The organism is Streptomyces ferrugineus (genome assembly GCF_015160855.1).
In the GTDB taxonomy this organism is placed as follows: Bacteria; Actinomycetota; Actinomycetes; order Streptomycetales; family Streptomycetaceae; genus Streptomyces; species Streptomyces ferrugineus.
Genome location: NZ_CP063373.1, coordinates 7,081,552 through 7,099,750 on the forward strand (window position 1 = coordinate 7,081,552; position 18,199 = coordinate 7,099,750).

The 18,199-nt window shown below is 70.7% G+C and carries 16 protein-coding genes and 1 pseudogene; 14 read left to right on the top strand and 3 right to left on the bottom strand.

Features of this window, described 5'->3' with window-relative positions:
- Positions 1 to 37 precede the first annotated feature (37 nt).
- A complete protein-coding gene (locus IM697_RS31745) occupies positions 38 to 808 on the top strand; it encodes a transposase family protein (protein ID WP_194038123.1) in 771 nt (256 codons plus the stop codon).
- Positions 809 to 1,019: 211 nt separating this feature from the next.
- A pseudogene (locus IM697_RS31750) lies at positions 1,020 to 1,211 on the top strand (CorA family divalent cation transporter); the annotation flags it as partial.
- Positions 1,212 to 1,699: 488 nt separating this feature from the next.
- On the opposite strand, the gene IM697_RS31755 reads toward IM697_RS31750, so the two are convergent.
- Together IM697_RS31755 and IM697_RS31760 are read right to left on the bottom strand one after the other, a co-directional pair.
- Positions 1,700 to 2,026: a universal stress protein gene (locus IM697_RS31755; RefSeq protein WP_228044260.1), complete on the bottom strand. Its 327-nt coding sequence runs from the start codon at positions 2,024 to 2,026 to the stop codon at positions 1,700 to 1,702.
- A 72-nt stretch (positions 2,027 to 2,098) separates the two neighbouring features.
- On the bottom strand, positions 2,099 to 3,526 hold the full coding sequence (locus IM697_RS31760; protein WP_407699559.1) for a sugar porter family MFS transporter: 1,428 nt from the start codon (positions 3,524 to 3,526) through the stop codon (positions 2,099 to 2,101).
- Positions 3,527 to 3,873: 347 nt separating this feature from the next.
- Here IM697_RS31760 and IM697_RS31765 point away from each other — a divergent pair, with 347 nt between their 5' ends.
- The gene (locus tag IM697_RS31765) at positions 3,874 to 4,896 is read left to right on the top strand and encodes a Gfo/Idh/MocA family protein (protein WP_194039523.1); all 1,023 of its coding nucleotides are present in this window, start codon (positions 3,874 to 3,876) and stop codon (positions 4,894 to 4,896) included.
- Positions 4,897 to 5,105: 209 nt separating this feature from the next.
- Here the strand turns inward: IM697_RS31765 and IM697_RS31770 are convergent, their stop codons facing one another.
- On the bottom strand, positions 5,106 to 6,143 hold the full coding sequence (locus tag IM697_RS31770) for a LacI family DNA-binding transcriptional regulator (RefSeq protein WP_194039524.1): 1,038 nt from the start codon (positions 6,141 to 6,143) through the stop codon (positions 5,106 to 5,108).
- Positions 6,144 to 6,372: 229 nt separating this feature from the next.
- On the opposite strand from IM697_RS31770, the gene iolC reads away from it, so the two are divergent.
- The 11 genes from iolC to IM697_RS31825 all read left to right on the top strand — a co-directional run bounded on the left by iolC (position 6,373) and on the right by IM697_RS31825 (position 18,121).
- Positions 6,373 to 7,350: a 5-dehydro-2-deoxygluconokinase gene (gene iolC / locus IM697_RS31775; protein WP_194049968.1), complete on the top strand. Its 978-nt coding sequence runs from the start codon at positions 6,373 to 6,375 to the stop codon at positions 7,348 to 7,350.
- A 4-nt stretch (positions 7,351 to 7,354) separates the two neighbouring features.
- A complete protein-coding gene (locus tag IM697_RS31780; protein ID WP_194039525.1) occupies positions 7,355 to 8,227 on the top strand; it encodes a Cgl0159 family (beta/alpha)8-fold protein in 873 nt (290 codons plus the stop codon).
- A complete protein-coding gene (gene iolB, locus IM697_RS31785; RefSeq protein WP_194039526.1) occupies positions 8,224 to 9,093 on the top strand; it encodes a 5-deoxy-glucuronate isomerase in 870 nt (289 codons plus the stop codon). Before IM697_RS31780 ends, iolB begins: the two co-directional genes overlap by 4 nt.
- Positions 9,090 to 10,973 carry a 3D-(3,5/4)-trihydroxycyclohexane-1,2-dione acylhydrolase (decyclizing) gene (gene iolD / locus IM697_RS31790; RefSeq protein ID WP_194039527.1) on the top strand — a complete coding sequence of 628 codons (1,884 nt, stop codon included), beginning with the start codon at positions 9,090 to 9,092 and terminating at the stop codon, positions 10,971 to 10,973. The genes iolB and iolD overlap by 4 nt, the downstream gene beginning before the upstream one ends.
- Positions 10,974 to 10,985: 12 nt before the next feature.
- Complete coding sequence (locus IM697_RS31795; protein WP_194039528.1) at positions 10,986 to 12,482, top strand: CoA-acylating methylmalonate-semialdehyde dehydrogenase; 1,497 nt, start codon at positions 10,986 to 10,988, stop codon at positions 12,480 to 12,482.
- Between the two features lie 204 nt (positions 12,483 to 12,686).
- Positions 12,687 to 13,013: a rhodanese-like domain-containing protein gene (locus IM697_RS31800; protein WP_194039529.1), complete on the top strand. Its 327-nt coding sequence runs from the start codon at positions 12,687 to 12,689 to the stop codon at positions 13,011 to 13,013.
- 77 nt (positions 13,014 to 13,090) lie between these two features.
- Positions 13,091 to 14,320: an NAD(P)/FAD-dependent oxidoreductase gene (locus tag IM697_RS31805; protein WP_194039530.1), complete on the top strand. Its 1,230-nt coding sequence runs from the start codon at positions 13,091 to 13,093 to the stop codon at positions 14,318 to 14,320.
- A 62-nt stretch (positions 14,321 to 14,382) separates the two neighbouring features.
- Positions 14,383 to 15,768: an MBL fold metallo-hydrolase gene (locus tag IM697_RS31810; protein WP_194039531.1), complete on the top strand. Its 1,386-nt coding sequence runs from the start codon at positions 14,383 to 14,385 to the stop codon at positions 15,766 to 15,768.
- Between the two features lie 92 nt (positions 15,769 to 15,860).
- Complete coding sequence (locus IM697_RS31815) at positions 15,861 to 16,442, top strand: rhodanese-like domain-containing protein (RefSeq protein WP_194039532.1); 582 nt, start codon at positions 15,861 to 15,863, stop codon at positions 16,440 to 16,442.
- Positions 16,439 to 17,332, top strand: coding sequence for a sulfite exporter TauE/SafE family protein (locus tag IM697_RS31820; RefSeq protein WP_194039533.1), 894 nt, complete (start codon positions 16,439 to 16,441; stop codon positions 17,330 to 17,332). Before IM697_RS31815 ends, IM697_RS31820 begins: the two co-directional genes overlap by 4 nt.
- Before the next feature lie 336 nt (positions 17,333 to 17,668).
- Complete coding sequence (locus IM697_RS31825; protein WP_194039534.1) at positions 17,669 to 18,121, top strand: OsmC family protein; 453 nt, start codon at positions 17,669 to 17,671, stop codon at positions 18,119 to 18,121.
- Positions 18,122 to 18,199: the final 78 nt, after the last annotated feature.

The window sequence follows — 18,199 nt, forward strand, 5'->3', positions numbered from 1 at the left end:
GTGTTGCAGAACGCTGTGATCAGGGCATTTCCCTTGCATGGGTGGGGTGTTGAGGGCTGAGCCGGTCTGGGTGGAGACGTTCACCGGTCTGCGGGCTGAGCAGTTCGGGCGGCTGCTAAGGGCGGTTCGGGAACGTGGTGGTGAGGGGTGCGGGTGGGGTCGTCCGTGGCGGCTTCCGCTGGCCGAGCGGGTGCTGCTGGTGGCTGTCTACTACCGCACGAACCTCACGATGCGGCAGCTCGCCCCGCTGTTCGGCATCTCCCCGGCGACCGTGTGCCGGGTGATCCAGCGGCTGGGGCCGCTGCTCGCGCTCGAGCCGGTACGTGCCCCGCAGGAGGCAGTCGAGCGGTTGTGGATCGTGGACGGCACCCTCATCCCGGTCCGTGACCGAGGTGTGGGTGCCTCCTCGCGTAACTACCGTTTCTCAGCAAACGTGCAGGTCATCGTGGACGCAGACACCCGGCTCGTGGTGGCCGCGGCCCGTCCGCTGCCGGGCACCACCGCGGACGCGCACGCCTGGCGGCGCTCCGGACTGGCCGAGCACTGCGAAGGCGTGACGGTGCTCGGCGACGGCGCTTATCTCAACACCGGCCTGATCGTCCCGCACCGCAAACGCCCCGGACGGCCGCTACTCAAGGGCGAAGAGGAGGACAACGCGGAGCACCGCAAGGTCCGCGCCCGTGTGGAGCATGTGATCGGACGGATGAAGAATTACAAGATCCTGCGTGACTGCCGGCAGCGCGGCGACGGCCTCCATCACGCCGTTCAGGCCGTCGCCCGCATGCACAACCTCGCCCTCACCGCGTGACCAGACGCGACAAACGCCCAGTTCAGCCTGCCTGATCACAGCGTTCTGCAACACGCTTTAGGGAGAATCTGGGGAGTATGAGCACTACTGGGGAGCGCGTGGGGAGAATCGACTGCGTAACGCGACGTCAGCCTGAAAGGCACTGAAAGAAGCATCAGCGCTGGTCAGAGACATGGATGGCCGCATCGACGCAGGTCAACGCCACCCGGTAGACGACTTCAAGAAGATCTCCTCCTGGGCGGCCATTCTGTTCGCTCCGACGCTGGTCGGGACGATCTACGGGATGAACTTCGAGCACATGCCGGAGTTGGACTGGAACTTCGGTTACCCCTTCGCGATCGGCCTGATGGGCATTGTTTGCGTCAGTTTGTACGTGATTTTCAAGCGACGGGACTGGCCTTAGATGAGGGCCGCTCAACGGAGATCACCCCGCGCACCGACAGCCAGTGACGCGTACGCCGTCAACCGCCCGCCGATCGAGCCGGGTGGATGTGAGCGGCACGCGGCACCTGACCTTCGCCTCGCTCCGTCCGGGTGATCGGGTGATCGCCCGGACGGAGCGAGGCGAACGGGATTCCGGCACCGCCGCCACCCCGGGCTGAGTCGGGCCCTGCCGCGCCGCGGGCTCGAACTGGCCCACGCGCACCACGGCCTGGCGCCTCGTGCGCTCCGCTACATCCGTGCCGGGGCGCACGTGGCGGCCGCGACGTCCGATCGTGCGCGCGGACTCCGGAACGCCGCGTCAGGGCCACCCGCCTTCCAGCCGATGCCCTCACCCGCTGCGGCGGTTGGCCCGGTGCCAGTACGGCGCCCGCTGTCACCGCCAGCGCGAGGTCCGGGTCCTCCGCCTCGAGGCGCCCGGAGAATGCCCGACGGGCGGAGGCGGCAGGGTCAGTCGCCCTGGATGCCCACCTTCACCGCCACCACCGGGACCGGGGAGTCCATCAGCAGCCGTTGGCTGATGCTGCCCAGCAGCGCCTTGCCGACTGCCGAACGGCGCTTGATGCCGATCACGAGGCGGTCGACGGCATGGTCCTGGATTTCGTCGAGGACGGCTTCGGCCGGGTCCCGGTCTTCCCTGCCCTCGCGATCAATGATCTTGAAGTTGAGCGTGGACGGGATCGACGAGGTGTCCGCTTTCGTGAGGGACAGATTGACGATGATCAGGTCGGTGGCGAACCGCTCGGCCTCGGCGACACCGGCGGCCAGGGCGGCCACGCCCTCGGGAGTGTCTGATACGGCGACCATGACTGACATGGGATGACCAATCGGGGAGTTGGCTGATGGTGGTCAGGCGTGCTCGGCCCGGAACTCGTCCTCGAACTGCTCCAGGGAACGGCCCCGCGTCTCGGGCACCATCGTGTGGATGAACAGCAGGGCCGCTACGCCGAGTCCGGCGAAGATGTAGAAGGTGGGGGCGATGCCCAGTGCGCTGACGACGGGCGGGAAGCCGAAGGCGACGCCGGCGTTGGCGATCCAGAGCATGAACACACACAGGCCCATGGCGAAACTGCGGATCTTGAGCGGGAAGATCTCCGCCAGCAGCAGCCAGACCAGGGGTCCGATCGTCCCCTGCATGGAGAACACGAAGCAGATCACGAACAACAGGATGATGTAGGGCTTGGCGGTGCTGTCCGGCAGGAGCGTCGCCGACAGGCCGACGAGGATGTGGAAGGACGTCGTCAGGGCGAAGCCGCCGAGCAGCATCGTGCGTCGGTCGATCTTGTTCATGATCAGGATGCCGACGGTGATGCCCAGGACGCTGAACAGGCCGTTGGCCGTGTTGGCGATGATGGCGGCCTTGGCGGAGAACCCGGCGTCCTCGAGCAGTTGACTGCCGTAGTACATGATCGAGTTGATGCCGGTGAACTGCTGGAACACACCCAGCCCGATGCCGATCAGGAGCAGTCTGCGGATCCACGGCACGGAGAGGTCGGCCCAGCCGCCGGTCTGCGCCTGCTTCTCCTCCTCGGCCAGGGCGTGCACCTCGGCCATCTCCGCCTCCGCCCGTTCGGGGCTGCGGATCTGCCGGAGCACCTCCAGGGCCTCTGCCTCCCGGCCCTTGGAGATCAGCCATCGCGGACTTTCCGGCATTCGCAGCATGCCGAAGAACAGGGCGAAGGCGGGGAGGACGGCGACCACGAGCATGTAGCGCCAGACGTCGTCGTGCTCGCCCCAGATGTTGAAGATGAGGGCGTTGATGACGAACGCGGCGAACTGCCCGGAGACGATCATGACCTCGTTGCGCGTCACCAGGCTGCCGCGCCGCTCGGCGGGAGAGACCTCCGCGAGGTAGACGGGAACGGTGGCCGAGGCGCCGCCCACGGCGAGACCCAGGACGAACCGGAAGAGGGCCAGTACCTCCCAGTTGGGGGCGACGACGCAGCCCAGGGTGCCGACGGTGAAGACGCCCGCGAGCATCAGGATGTTGTGCCGGCGACCGTAGGCGTCGGCGAGCCGGCCACCGACCAGGGCGCCGAACGCGGCTCCGAAGATCAGGATGCTGACCACGAAGCCCTCCGTGAAGGCGGTCAGCCCGAGGTCCTCCTTCATCGGTGCCAGCGCGCCGTTGATGACGCCGGTGTCGTAGCCGAAGAGAAGTCCGCCGAAGGTCGCGATGACGGCGATCAGGCCGAGCCGCTTCGTATGGGCCCCGGGAGCATCCGGCGGCAACGCCGCACGCGTGGAAGTCCGTATTTCTCCGTCGAGCATGGGCATACCTCCGCATAGTTGCCGTAACCGGCAGATTTCATCGGGTTGCCGGGAGCTTGCCAGTCGGAGAGGCGCCCATCAATAGTCAGGACAAAATTATGTCCTGACATCTTGCTCGACGATCGACCGATGCACCATCGAGCGCCGGATCCCCGCCTACGGTCACGCAGCCCTCGGCGCACACCGAGGCGGAAACCTCGTAGCGACAAGCTATTGACATGACATTCAGGCGGCCGCCATCGTACTCGGACTAGAGCGCGCTATTAAAGCGTTCTAAACGAGATTGTTACCGCCCCCACACATCCGGGGTCAGCGCGAGGCGCAGGGGCCCGGTCAGAGAGAGGACGCCCGCAATGGCCGTGCGCGTAGGAGTGATCGGGGCCGGCTGGATCGGTCAGGACCACATCCGCCGTCTCACCGAGACCGTGACCGGTGCCCAGGTCACCGCGGTCACCGACATCGACGCCGCGCGCGCCGGGGAGGCGGCGGCCCGGGTCGGCGCCCGGGTGCCGGCCGACGGCGGTGAGCTGATCGCGGCGGACGACGTGGACGCCGTCCTCGTGACGTCCTGGGGCCCGACCCACGCCGAACACGTGCTGAACGCCATCGCGGCCGGCAAGCCGGTGTTCTGCGAGAAGCCGCTGGCCACCACCGCCGAGGACTGCCTGAAGATCGTCGAGGCCGAGATGGCCCACGGCCGCCGTCTGGTCCAGGTCGGCTTCATGCGCCGCTACGACACCGGCTACCGGCAGCTGAAGCAGGTCATCGACTCCGGCCGGATCGGCGAACCCCTGATCGTGCACTGCGCCCACCGCAACCCCACCGTGCCGCAGTCGTACACCTCCGACATGGCCGCCCTCGACACGGCCGTGCACGAGATCGACGTCCTGCGCTGGCTGCTGGACGACGAGATCATCTCCACCCAGGTGATCACCCCGCGCGCCACGAGTAAGCGGTTCGAACACCTCAAGGACCCGCAGATCATGCTGTTCGAGACCGCCAAGGGCGTCCGTATCGACCTCGAGGTCTTCGTCAACTGCCAGTACGGCTACGACATCCAGTGCGAGACCGTCGGCGAGGAGGGCCTCGTCCGCCTCCCCGACCCCGCCGCGGTCGGCGTGCGCACCGCCGCCCGGCACAGCACCGAGGTGCTCACGGACTGGGTGGGCCGCTTCCGGGACGCCTTCGACACCGAGTTCCGCGAGTGGATCACCGCCCTCACCGCCGGCGACGAGCCCACCGGACCCTCGGCCTGGGACGGCTACGCCGCCACCGTCGTCTCCAACGCCACCGTCGCGGCACGGCAGTCGGGCCGCGTCATCGGCACCGACATGAAGCCCCGCCCCGGCTTCTACGCCACCCGGGGCCTCGTCTGAGCATCACCTTGACCCGTGGGCGCCTACGTCCGGCTCGCCCTTCGCGGCCTCGTCGGCCGCCCGGCGCCGGTCCGACCGGGACCGGCGTACTGGGGCCCCGGGGAGCGGTGGGACACGAGGGCGGACCTCGGTCCCGCCCGAGGACGTCGACGTGGTGGCCGTCCGCCGCACCCGGCCGCCCGGGCCCCGCACAGAGCGGTTCGACACGGTCAGCGCGGCTTCGTGGTGGTGCCGCGTACGACCAGCGACGGGGCGAGGACGATCTCGCGGGGCGCGGTGCGTTCCTGGTCGAGACGTTCGACGACGGCCACCACGGCCTCGCGGGCCTGCTCTTCGGCTTCCTGACTGACGGTGGTGAGGTTGAAGCAACTCAGCCGGGACAGGGTGTCGTCGTCATAGCCGACGACCGACACGGCGCCCGGAACGTCGACCCCTGCCGCCCGGAAGGCGGTGAGCAGGCCGATGGCGCTCCGGTCGTTGTAGGCGACGACGGCGGTCGGCAAGTCGCCGCTGTCGAGGAGTTGCCGGGCGGCCTTCTCGCCGGCCTCCTCGGTGTGGTCGCCGTGGAGGATCCTGATCCGCTCGTCGAGACCGTGGCGGCGCATGGCGCTGCGGTAGCCGCGGCGCCGGTCGGTGGCGATGACGCCCTTGCCGCCGTCGACGTGGGCGATCGCGCGATGGCCGAGGCCCACGAGATGGTCGACGACCTGGCCGACTCCGGCGTCGTCGGCGCTGCGGACGACGTCGAGGTCGGCGCCGGTGATCCGGCGGCCCACGCAGACGACGGGCGCCTTGCGGTCGAGGTCGGCGAGGGCGGAGGCGGGGGCCACCGGGCCGAGGAGGATCAGCGCCTCGCAGCGGAAGGCCAGCAGCGTCTCGACCGCCGTGCTCTCGTCGCGGGTCCGGGTCTGGGTGCTCAGGACGAGGTCGTAGCCGACCTGCTCGGCGGTCGTGTGGAGATGCTCGACCAACTCGGCCTGGAAGGCGCTGTGGACGTCGACCATGACGCCGAGCAGCCGGCTGCGCCTGCTGGCGAGGGCGCTGGCGGTGCGGTCGGGGCGGTAGCCGAGTTCGGCGGCCGCCTTCAGGACGCGCTGCCGGGTGCGTTCACTGGGGCCGGGAATGCCGCGCAGCACCAGCGAGACCGACGCCGTGGACAGGCCGACGCGCGCGGCGACGTCCTCCAGCCGGGGGCGTGGACTCGCACCGTTGCCGCCCGCGGGGGGACCGGAGCCGAGCTCGTCCATATGATCTCCCGTCGACTGCGGCAGCACCCTTGGCACACGTCCATGAGGCCGTCGATGGTACCACCACTTAAAACGTTTAAAACCGCCTGCCGGATGGCGACGCTCCATTGACAGGACATTCGGACATCAGTCATCGTACGTGCTGGGGCGTGTTCTTAAAGCGCTCTAAGCCGCCGTCTCCAGACCACCTCCATCCCGGGATCCTCCGGAGCGAAGGGAAACCAGCGTGATGCCGTTCGAAGTGCTGACCATGGGCCGCGTCGGAGTGGATGTGTACCCGCTCCAGACCGGTGTGGGGCTGGCCGAGGTCACCTCGTTCGGCAAGTACCTCGGCGGCAGCCCGACCAATGTCGCGGTGGCCGCCGCCCGGTACGGGCACGCGGCGGGCGTGATCACCAAGACGGGCCGGGACCCGTTCGGCGACTTCGTCCGTACGGCCCTGGACGGCTACGGCGTCGACAGCCGCTTCGTCGGTACGTCGGACATCGCGCCGACCCCGGTGACGTTCTGCGAGATCTTCCCGCCGGACGACTTCCCGCTGTACTTCTACCGCCTGCCCAAGGCCCCCGACCTGGACATCCAGCCCGACGAGCTGGACCTGGGCGCGGTGCGGGACGCGGCGGTCTTCTGGTTCACGGGTACGGGGCTGAGCGAGGAGCCGAGCCGCTCGGCGACCCTCGCCGCGCTCGCGCACCGGGCGAAGGCGGGCACGACGGTCTTCGACCTCGACTGGCGGCCGATGTTCTGGCAGGACCGGTCCAAGGCGCGTCCGTACTACGCCGAGGCCCTGCGGCACACCACCGTCGCGGTCGGCAACGTCGACGAGTGCGAGGTCGCCACCGGAGAGCGCGAGCCGTACGCCGCCGCGAAGGCGCTGCTCGCCGCCGGGGTGGAGCTGGCCGTGGTCAAGCAGGGCCCGAAGGGCGTGCTGGCCATGGACCGCGACGGCTCGACCGCCGAGATCCCGCCGGTGCCGGTGGACGTCGTCAACGGCCTCGGTGCCGGTGACGCCTTCGGCGGGGCGCTCTGCCACGGTCTGCTGTCCGGCTGGGACACCCGCCGCACCGTGTCCTTCGCCAACGCCGCCGGTGCCATCGTCGCGAGCCGGCTGTCCTGCTCGGACGCGATGCCCACCGAGGCCGAGGTCGAGGCGAAGCTGCGCGCGACAGGGCCCGGTGTCCCCGACAACTTCCAGCGAGAGGCGTGACCACGTGCCGTACGACAACGTCAGCCGGGTCGTGAAGTCCCGGGTCAGCGACCCCGGCGCCATCGAGGCGGCCGCCGCGCGACGCGTGAAGGCCACCTCGTTGCTCGGTGAGCACGGCAGGGCGATGGTCATCGCCGCCGACCATCCGGCGCGCGGCGCCAACGGCGTCGGCGGCGACCCCAACGCCATGGCGGACCGCTTCGCGCTGCTGGACCGGCTGTGCGTCGCGCTGGAGCGGCCGGGCGTGACAGGGGTGCTGGCCACCGCCGACATCCTGGAGGACCTGCTGCTGCTCGGCGTCCTGGACGGCAAGAGCGTCTTCGGATCCATGAACCGCGCGGGACTCGCCGGTTCGGTCTTCGAGATCGACGACCGGTTCACCGGCTACGACGCCGCCACGATCGCCGCGATGGGCTTCGACGGCGGCAAGATGCTCACCCGTATCGCCCTCGACGACGCGGCCACGCCGTCCGCCCTGGAGAACGCCGCGCGCGCGGTGGACGAGCTGAACGACCGTCAGCTGATCGCGATGGTCGAGCCGTTCATCTCCCGGTGGCAGGACGGGAAGATCCGCAACGACCTGTCCACCGACGCCGTGATCAAGTCGATCACCATCGCCTCGGGGCTGGGGCGCCGTACCGCCTACACCTGGCTGAAGCTGCCGGTCGTCGACGCCATGGAGCGTGTCCTCGCCTCCTCCACACTGCCCGCGCTGCTGCTCGGCGGCGAGGTCACCGACCCCGACGCGGCCTTCGCCTCCTGGGGCAAGGCGCTGAAGCAGCCCACCGCACAGGGCCTGGTGGTGGGCCGTTCGCTCCTGTACCCCTCCAACGGCGACGTCGCCGGTGCCGTGGACCGGGCGGTGAGCCTGCTGTGACGGCCAAGTACCACTTGCCGGCGGGGAGTTCGGCCGACGGCTCCTACGACGTCCTGGTCACGCCGGAATCGGCGGGCCGGGGATACTCCGGGCTCAGGATCCTGACCCTGCAGCCCGGTGAGGCACACGCCCTGTCCACCGGGGATTGCGAGTTCCTGGTCCTGCCGCTGACGGGCTCCTGCACCGCAACCACGGACGGCACGGCCCTCGAACTCACAGGCCGGACAGGCGTGTTCGCCTCAGCCACCGACTTCGCCCACCTCCCCGGCGGGTCGGAGGCCCTGGTCAGCAGCGCATCCGGTGGGAGGTTCGCGCTGCCCTCCGCCCGTACCGAGCAGGGAGGTCAACCGGCTCGGTACGGGCGCAAGGAGGACGTACCCGTCGAACTGCGGGGCGCCGGGGCGTGTTCACGGCAGGTCGACAACTACTGCCTGCCGGGGACGTTCGAGGCCGAGCAATTGCTGGTGTGCGAGGTACTGACCCCCGGCGGCAACCGGTCCTCGTACCCGCCCCACAAGCACGACGAGGCCCGCCCCGGCGAGGAGTCGGAGCTGGAGGAGATCCACTGCTTCGAGGTCGCCGACGACGGGAACGGCTTCGGCCACCAGCGGGTCCACGGCACCGAGGACCGGCGCATCGACGTGCTCGCCGAGATCCGCTCCGGCGACACCGTCCTCGTCCCGCACGGCCGGCACGGCCCCTCGATCGCCGCACCCGGATACGACCTCTACCACCTCGACGTCATGGCCGGTCCCGGCCAGGAGCGTGCCTGGCTGATCTGCGACGACCCGGCACACGGACGGGTCCGTTCGACCGGGGACTCCCAGGACGTCGACGACCGGCTGCCCTTCGGAGAGAACCGATGAACACCGTACGACTGACCACCGCCCAGGCGCTCGTCCGCTTCCTGGCCCACCAGTACAGCGAGCGCGACGGCCAGGAGCAGCGGCTGATCCCCGGGGTCTGGGGCATCTTCGGGCACGGCAACGTGGCCGGCGTCGGGCAGGCCCTCCTCCAGGCGGCCGTGACCCAGGAGGCCGACCTGCCGTACTACCTGGCGCGCAACGAGCAGGGCATGGTGCACGCCTCGGTCGCGTACGCGAAGATGCGCGACCGGCTCGCCACCTTCGCCTGCACCGCCTCGACCGGTCCGGGCTCCACGAACATGATCACCGGCGCGGCGCTGGCGACCACCAACCGGCTGCCGGTGCTTCTGCTGCCCAGTGACATGTTCGCCACCCGCGCCGCCGACCCCGTCCTCCAGCAGCTGGAGGACACCCGTGGCGGGGACGTCACCGTCAACGACGCCTTCCGCGCCGTATCGAAGTACTTCGACCGCGTCTCCCGCCCCGAGCAGCTGATCCCGGCCGCGCTGGCCGCGATGCGGGTGCTGACCGATCCGGTGGAGACCGGCGCGGTCACCCTCGCGCTGCCGCAGGACGTCCAGGCGGAGGCGTACGACTGGCCGGTGGACTTCTTCCGGCGCCGCGTCTGGCACGTGGGCCGCCCGCTGCCGGAGCCGGCCGCCGTCGAGCGGGCCGCCGCGCTGCTGCGGAACGCGAGGAAGCCGCTCATCGTCGCGGGCGGAGGCGCCGTCTACTCCGGTGCCGAGACGGCCCTGCGCGCGTTCGCCGAGGCCACCGGCATCCCGGTCGCCGACACCCACGCCGGCAAGGGCGCGGTGCCGTGGGACCACCCGTACGCGGTCGGCGGCATCGGCTCCACCGGGTCGTACGCGGCCAACGAGCTGGCGAAGGACGCCGATGTGGTGCTCGGCATCGGCACCCGCTACAGCGACTTCACCACCGCCAGCCACACCGTCTTCGCCAATCCGGAGGTCACCTTCCTCAACCTCAACGTCGCCCGCCTGGACGCCGTCAAGCACTCGGCCCAGCCGCTGGTGGCCGATGCCCGCCTCGGCATCCAGGCCCTCGCTGGGGCGCTGTCGGAGTGGGAGGTGGCCCCCGAGTACCGGGAGCGCACGCGTCGCCTCATCGCCCGCACCCGCGAGATCGAGGACGAGTGCTTCGCGCCCGACCGCAACACCGGTGAGCTGCCCGCCCAGACGCAGATCCTCGGCGCGCTGAACGACGTCCTGGACGACCGGGCCGTGGTGATCAACGCGGCCGGGTCCATGCCCGGTGACCTTCAGCAACTGTGGCGCGCGCGGGACCCGAAGGCCTATCACGTCGAGTACGCCTACTCCTGCATGGGCTACGAGGTCGCCGCCGGCGTCGGCGCCAAGATGGCCGACCCCTCCCGCGAGGTCGTCGTCCTGGTCGGCGACGGCTCCTATCTGATGATGGCTCAGGAGATCGTGACCATGGTCTCCGAGGGCCTGAAAGTCATCATCGTCCTCGTCCAGAACCACGGCTTCGCCTCCATCGGCGCCCTGTCCGAGTCCCTCGGCTCGCAACGCTTCGGCACCAAGTACCGCTTCCGCAACGACGATTCGGGCCGGCTCGACGGCGACGTCCTGCCCGTCGACCTCGCCGCCAACGCCGCTTCGCTGGGCGCGGACGTCCTGCACGCCACGAGCGTCGAGGAGTTCCGCAGCGCGATGGAGAAGGCCAAGGCGGCCGGCCGCACCACCGTCGTGCATGTCGAGACCGACCTGTACGGGCCCCACCCGCCCGGCCACGGCTGGTGGGACGTCCCGGTCAGCGAGGTGTCCGCCCTGGACTCCACGCGCACCGCGTACGAGACGTACGCCGCCCACAAGCTGAACCAGCGCCACTACCTGTAAGGACACCCTCACGTGAAGACCATCCAGCACTGGATCAACGGCTCCCCCACCCCCGGGACCGGCCCCGGGACCGCGCCCGTCTTCAACCCGGCCACGGGTGCCGAGCAGGCGCGGGTCGTCCTCGGCGGGGCGGCCGACGTGGAGGCCGCCGTCAGCGCCGCCGCGAGCGCGTTCGAGACCTGGTCGGAGTCGTCGCTGACCCAGCGCACCCAGGTGATGTTCGCCTTCCGCCAGCTTCTTCTGGAGCACGAGGAGGAGCTGGGCCGGATCATCTCCGCCGAGCACGGCAAGACCGTCGACGACGCCCGCGGCGAGATCGTGCGCGGACGCGAGGTCGTCGAGTTCGCGTGCGGCCTCGGCGACGTCCTCAAGGGCAGCTTCTCCGACCAGGTCTCGCGCGGTGTGGACGTGCACGACTTCCGCCGGCCGCTGGGCGTGGTCGCGGGCATCACGCCGTTCAACTTCCCTGCCATGGTGCCCCTGTGGATGCACCCCATCGCGATCGCCACCGGCAACACCTTCATCCTCAAGCCCAGCGAGCGCGACCCGTCCGCCGCCAACTTCGTCGCCGACCTCTACCGCCAGGCCGGCCTGCCCGACGGCGTCTTCAACGTCGTCCACGGCGGCAAGGACGCCGTGGACGCGATCCTCACCCACGCCGGCATCCGAGCGGTGTCCTTCGTCGGCTCGACGCCGATCGCCAAGTACGTGCACGAGAAGGCCACGTCGGCCGGCAAGCGTGTCCAGGCCCTCGGCGGCGCCAAGAACCATGCCGTCGTCCTGCCCGACGCCGACCTGGAGTTCGCCGCCGACCACATCACCGCCGGCGCCTACGGCTCCGCCGGTGAGCGCTGCATGGCGGTCTCCGTCGCCGTCGCCGTCGGCGACGCGGCCGACGGGCTGGTCGAGGTCCTTCAGCGCAAGGCCCGCGAGGTCAAGGTCGGCCCCGGCGACGCCCCCGGCACCGAGATGGGACCGCTGGTCACCAAGGCCGCCCAGGAGCGCGTCGAGAACGCCGTCACCACCGCCACCGCCCAGGGCGCCACGGTCGTCGTCGACGGCCGCGGGCTCAAGGTCGAGGGCCACGAGGACGGCTTCTTCACCGGCCCCTCCCTGCTGGATCACGTCACCACCGAGATGGACGCCTACAAGGAGGAACTCTTCGGCCCGGTCCTCGCCATCGTCCGCGTCGACACCCTCGACCAGGCCATCGACGTCATCAACGCCAACCCCTACGGCAACGGCACCGCCCTGTTCACCGGCTCCGGCGAGGCCGCCCGCCGCTTCCAGCGCAAGGTCGACGTCGGCATGATCGGTGTCAACGTGCCGGTGCCGGTGCCGATGTCGTACTACTCCTTCGGCGGCTGGAAGGACTCCCTCATCGGCGACTCCCCCATCCACGGCCCCGAAGGCGTCCGCTTCTACACCCGCCCCAAGGTCGTCACCACCCGCTGGCCCCAGCCCAAGCAGCAGGTGAGCGCCGGCTTCGACTTCCCCACCTCCAACTGACCGGTCACCGCGACAGACCTCTCCGCCCACGTGGCCCCGTTCCCGACCGCCGGGAACGGGGCCACGGTCGTGTGCGCCCCCAGCAGGACGTTTTCCGGACATTTGCCCGACAGGCAAATACCCCCCTGGGTATTTGACGCTCCTCCCCGAGTCGCCGTACTCTCGCCGTCAAGACACCCCCGGGGGTATTTGAGGAGGCAACGAATGGCTCGGGAAGCAGCACAGGAGACGTTCGCCGCGGCCTGGTCCGACGGCGGCGTGGTGGTCGATGTCCGCGAACCGGACGAGTACGCGGCCGGGCATGTGCCGGGCGCCCGTCCGATGCCGCTGCGCACGGTGGCCGTCCGGTGCGGCGAGCTTCCCGTCGACCGGCCGGTGTACGTCATCTGCGCCAGCGGCAACCGCAGCAGGACCGCCGCCGATCTGATGACCTCCCGCGGCATCGACGCCTACTCCGTCACCGGCGGCACCGGCACCTGGGCCCGCAGCGGCCGCCCGATCACGGCCGGCTCCCACGAGTCCGCGGCCTGACCACCCCTGGGGCCTGTGCCGAGTTCCCCCGCCTGCGCCCCGACACCCGCACCCAGGCCAGAGGAAGGAGCACCGCCTTGGCCGCCACCCCCTCCCCCTCCGACGCACCGCTCTCCGGTCGTCACCGCGTCGCCGTCATCGGCGGCGGCAGCGCCGGCATCAGCGTGGCCGCCCGACTGCGCCGGGCCGGCGTCAGCGACATCACCCTCGTCGAACCGTCCGACACCCACTGGTACCAGCCGTTGTGGACCCTGGTCGGCGGCGGCCAGGCACCGCTGCACACCTCCCGCCGCCCCGAGGGCGCCGTCATACCCGACGGTGTGCGCTGGGTCCGCCGGCGCGCGCTGGCCGTCGACCCCGACGCCCGCACGGTGACGCTGTCCGGCGGCGCCGAGCTGACCTACGAACACCTGGTGATGGCCCCCGGTCTGCAACTCGACTGGGACGGCGTGCCGGGCCTGGCCGAGGCGGTCGGCCATGGCGGGGTGAGCAGCAACTACGCGCCCGAGTACGCCCCGCGGACCTGGGACCTCATCCGGCGCACCCGCTCGGGCACGGCCGTCTTCACCCATCCGGCCACGCCGCTGAAGTGCGGCGGAGCCCCGCAGAAGATCGCATATCTGGCCGCCGACCACTGGCGCAAGCAGAAGGTCCTCGACCGGATGCGGATCATCCTCGTCCTGCCCGATCCGGTGATGTTCAAGGTGCCAGCGTGGTCGCAGGTGCTGGAGAAGGTCGCCGCCCGCTACGGCATCGAGGTGCGGCTGCGCTCGGAGGTGACGGCCGTCGACGGCGAGGCCCGCGAGGTCACGATCACGGACCACGCCACCGGCGCCAAGGAGACCATCGGCTACGACCTCCTGCACGCCGTCCCGCCGCAGAGCGCGCCGGACTGGGTCAAGAGCGGTCCGCTCGCCGACCCGGCCAGCCCGCAGGGGTTCGTCGCCGCGGACAAGCACACCCTGCGACACCCGCACCACGGCGACGTCTTCGCGATCGGCGACGTGGCGAACCTGCCCACGTCGAAGACCGGTGCGGCCGTACGCAAGCAGGCGCCGGTCGTGGCCGCCAACCTGCTCGACGTCATGAGCGGCCGTGCCCCGTCGCGCCGGTACGACGGCTACACCTCCTGCCCGCTGGTGACGGCCCGGGACCGGATGCTGCTGGCCGAGTTCGACTACGACCTGAAGCCCGCGCCCAGCTTCCCGCTGATCGACACCTTCAAGGAGCGCCGGGACATGTGGGTGTTCAAGCGCTACATCCTGCCGCCGGTGTACTGGCGCGGCATGCTCACCGGCCGTCTCTGACCAAGCTTCTGAATACCCCCAGGGGTATTTCATCCGATTCTCTCCCGACCGGAGGTCACCCGATGTTCTTCGCCCAGTACTACCTCGACTGCCTGTCCCAGGCGTCGTACATGATCGCCGACGAGACGACCGGCAAGGCCGTGGTCGTCGATCCCCGCCGCGACGTCTCCGAGTACCTCGTCGACGCCGAAACCCACGGTTTCACCGTCGAGGCCGTCCTCAACACCCACTTCCACGCCGACTTCCTCGCCGGCCATCTGGAGCTGGCCGACCGCACCGGCGCCTGGATCGGATACGGGCGGCGCGCCGAGGCCGAGTACCCCATCCGGAAGCTGGCCGACGGCGAGCGGATCAGCCTCGGTGACGTCACTCTGCGGATCCTCGAGACGCCCGGCCACACCCCGGAGTCGATCAGCGTCCTGGTGTACGAGCACGCCACCGACCCCGTCCCCTACGGCGTCCTCACCGGCGACGCGCTGTTCATCGGCGACGTGGGCCGCCCCGACCTGCTCGCCTCGATCGGCGTCACCGCCGACGAACTCGGCCGGATGCTCTACGACAGCATCCAGCACAAGCTGATGGACCTGCCCGACGCCGTGCGGGTGTTCCCCGCGCACGGCGCCGGATCCGCGTGCGGCAAGAACCTCTCCACTCAGCGCCAGTCCACCATCGGCGAGCAGCGCGTCACCAACTACGCCTGCCGCCCGATGAGCGAGGAGAAGTTCGTCGACCTGGTGACCGCGGGACAGCCCTCCGCGCCCGCCTACTTCGTCTACGACGCCATCCTCAACCGCAAGGAACACGGCCTGTTCGACGCGGCCGCCGCGCCGCGGCCGCTGTCGGTCGAGGAGTTCATGGAGCGGCGCGCGGCCGGAGCGGTCGTGGTGGACGCGCGGTCCCCGCAGGACTTCGCCCCCGGGCACCTGAGCGGCTCGGTCAACGTGCCCGCCGACGGACGGTTCGCCGAGCAGGCCGGCATGGTCGTCGGCCCGGAGGAGGAGGTGGTGGTGATCGCGCCGCAGGACCGGGAGGAGGAGATCGTCACCCGGCTCGCCCGCATCGGCTTCGACAAGGTCGGCGGCTATCTGCGCGAGCCCCAGGGCGCCTTCCCGGCCCTGGCGGACGAGATGGCGCAGGCCAGCCGGCTGACCGCGGACGAACTGCACCGGCTGCTGGACGGTGCGCAGCCGCCGCTGGTGCTGGACGTGCGCAACACCGCCGAGCGTGAAGAGGGCTTCGTCGACGGTTCGCTGCACATCCCGCTGGCCGAACTCGCCCGCCGCGTCGACGAGATCCCGGCCGACCGGTCCCTGGTCGTCCACTGCGCGGGCGGGCACCGCTCCTCCATCGCCGCCAGCCTGCTGCGCCACCGGGGCCGTACCGACGTCTCCGACCTCCTCGGCGGCTACGGCGCCTGGCTCGCCCTGACCGCCCCGGCCAACGCCTGATCCACCTCCACCCCGCTCCGGGCGGCGGCCCCCTGCCGTCGGGGCCGCCGCCCGCCCCCCCCACCACTTCCGCGACAGCGAGGAACACCCCCATGACCACACGGACCGATCCGCCACGTCTCGATCCCGCCGCCCTGCGCGAACTCCACGACAGCGGCGACGGCCCCCGGCTGCTGGACGTGCGCACGCCCGGCGAGTTCCGCACGGCCCACATACCCGGCTCCTACAACGTTCCGCTCGACACCCTGCGCGAGCACCGCGCCGAACTGCTGCACCACCTCGACGACGAGGTCGTCCTCGTCTGCCGCTCCGGCGCCCGCGCCGCCCAGGCCGAACAGGCCCTCGCCGCGGCCGGACTGCCCAACCTGCGTGTCCTCGACGGCGGCGTCATGGCCTGGGAAGCGGCCGGGGGCGTCCTCACCCGGGGCCCGGAGCGCTGGGACCTGGAACGCCAGGTGCGGCTGATCGCCGGGAGCATCGTGCTGGTGACCGGCCTCGCGGGCCTGCTCGTGCCCGGTCTGCAGCTGATCGGCACGGCCGTCGGCGCCGGGCTGACCGTCGCCGCGCTCACCAACACCTGCGCCATGGGCATGCTGCTGTCGAAGCTGCCCTACAACCGCGGTCCGCGCACCGACCTCGACACGATCGTCACCGCCCTGCGGGGCACACCGTGATCGCCGTCGTCATCGCCGCGTCCCTGCTCATCGGGGTCGCCCTCGGTGTCCTGGGCGGCGGCGGATCCATCCTGACCGTGCCCGTCCTGGTCTACCTGGCCGGGATGGAGACCAAGGAGGCCATCGCCACCTCCCTGTTCGTCGTGGGTGTCACCAGCGCCGCCGGGGTCGTCTCGCACGCCCGCGCCGGACGCGTCCGCTGGCGCACCGGCCTGCTGTTCGGGCTGGCCGGCATGGCCGGCGCCTACGCGGGCGGGCGGCTGGCCGAGTTCGTACCCGGCACCGTCCTGCTGATCGCGTTCGCCCTGATGATGATCGCCACCGCCGTCGCCATGATCCGCGGCCGGCGCAGCGCACCGAAGAAGGTCCACCACGAACTCCCCGTCCCGCATGTCCTGTTGGACGGCGTCGTCGTGGGACTGGTCACCGGCCTGGTCGGCGCCGGCGGCGGCTTCCTCGTCGTTCCCGCCCTCGCCCTGCTCGGCGGACTGCCGATGACCGTGGCCGTCGGCACCTCGCTGCTGGTGATCGCCATGAAGTCGTTCGCCGGACTGGCCGGATACCTGGCGAGTGTGCACATCGACTGGGGCTTCGCCACCCTCGTCACGGTGACCGCCGTCGTCGGCGGTCTGCTCGGCGGCCGACTGGCCGGGCGCATCCCGCAGGACGCGCTGCGCAAGTCCTTCGGCTGGTTCGTCGCTGTCATGGGCGTCTTCGTCCTGGCGCGGCAGCTCGCGCCCGGTCTGCGCCACACCCTGCTCACCAGCCCGTGGACCTGGGCCTGCCTGGCCGCGACGGCCGGCGTCCTGATCAGCTGGTCCATGCTGCGCCGCTTCGCGGGTACGCCGGGCCGGGTGGACGAGCCCCGGACCCCGGCGCACGACGCGTAGCGACCGACCTGCTCGTCCATCTTCCGTTCCATGTACCGGGTGACCAGGTCCGGAACGCCCGCCCGTCATGGTGCCGGCCGTTCCGCCGCCGAGTATCACGATGTGTTTGCCCATGACTCCACGGTGGCGCCGTGGACGGCCGCGAGGCATGGGCCGCTGATCCCTGGACTGGTACCCACCGGGGTATATGTTCGCCTCGCCGACAGCACGCCACGAACCGCGTGCACACCAGGGCCGAACGGCCCCCGCCACGCCCGGTCGGCCTCTCCACCCGGCGCGCCGTCCGCGGTCGACTGGAATCCGGCAGAGGTCGACATCGACGAGGAGGCCGCCCCCATGACCGGCACCGAACCACAGACGCGGAACACCAACCAGCCGCGGGACGGGGAGGTGCACCGCCTCGAGGTCACCCACGTCGACCACGACGCCTACGCCGTGGACATCCGCGGCCATCGCCTCCGGGTCGACCAGCCCACCGAGGCCGGCGGCACGGACACCGCGCCCACCCCCACCGAGCTGTTCGCCGCGTCGCTGGCCACCTGCATCGCCTTCTACGCGGGCCGCTACCTGCGCCGCCACGGGCTGCCCCGCACCGGACTGCGGGTTCGTACGGAGTTCACCATGGCCACCGACCGCCCGGCCCGGGTCGCCGCGCTGCGGGTCGTGATCGTCCCGCCGCCGGAGTTGCCCGCGCAGCGCCGGGACGCCCTGCTCGCCGTGGCCTCGCACTGCACCGTCCACAACACCCTGCACCAGCCGCCCGCGGTCGACATCGAACTGGAGCCATGAGCACCGCCTCGGCGCCGTCCGCTCGCTGGACTTCGTCGAGGACTTCGCCCGCGAGGAGGTCCTGCCGCGTTACGGCAA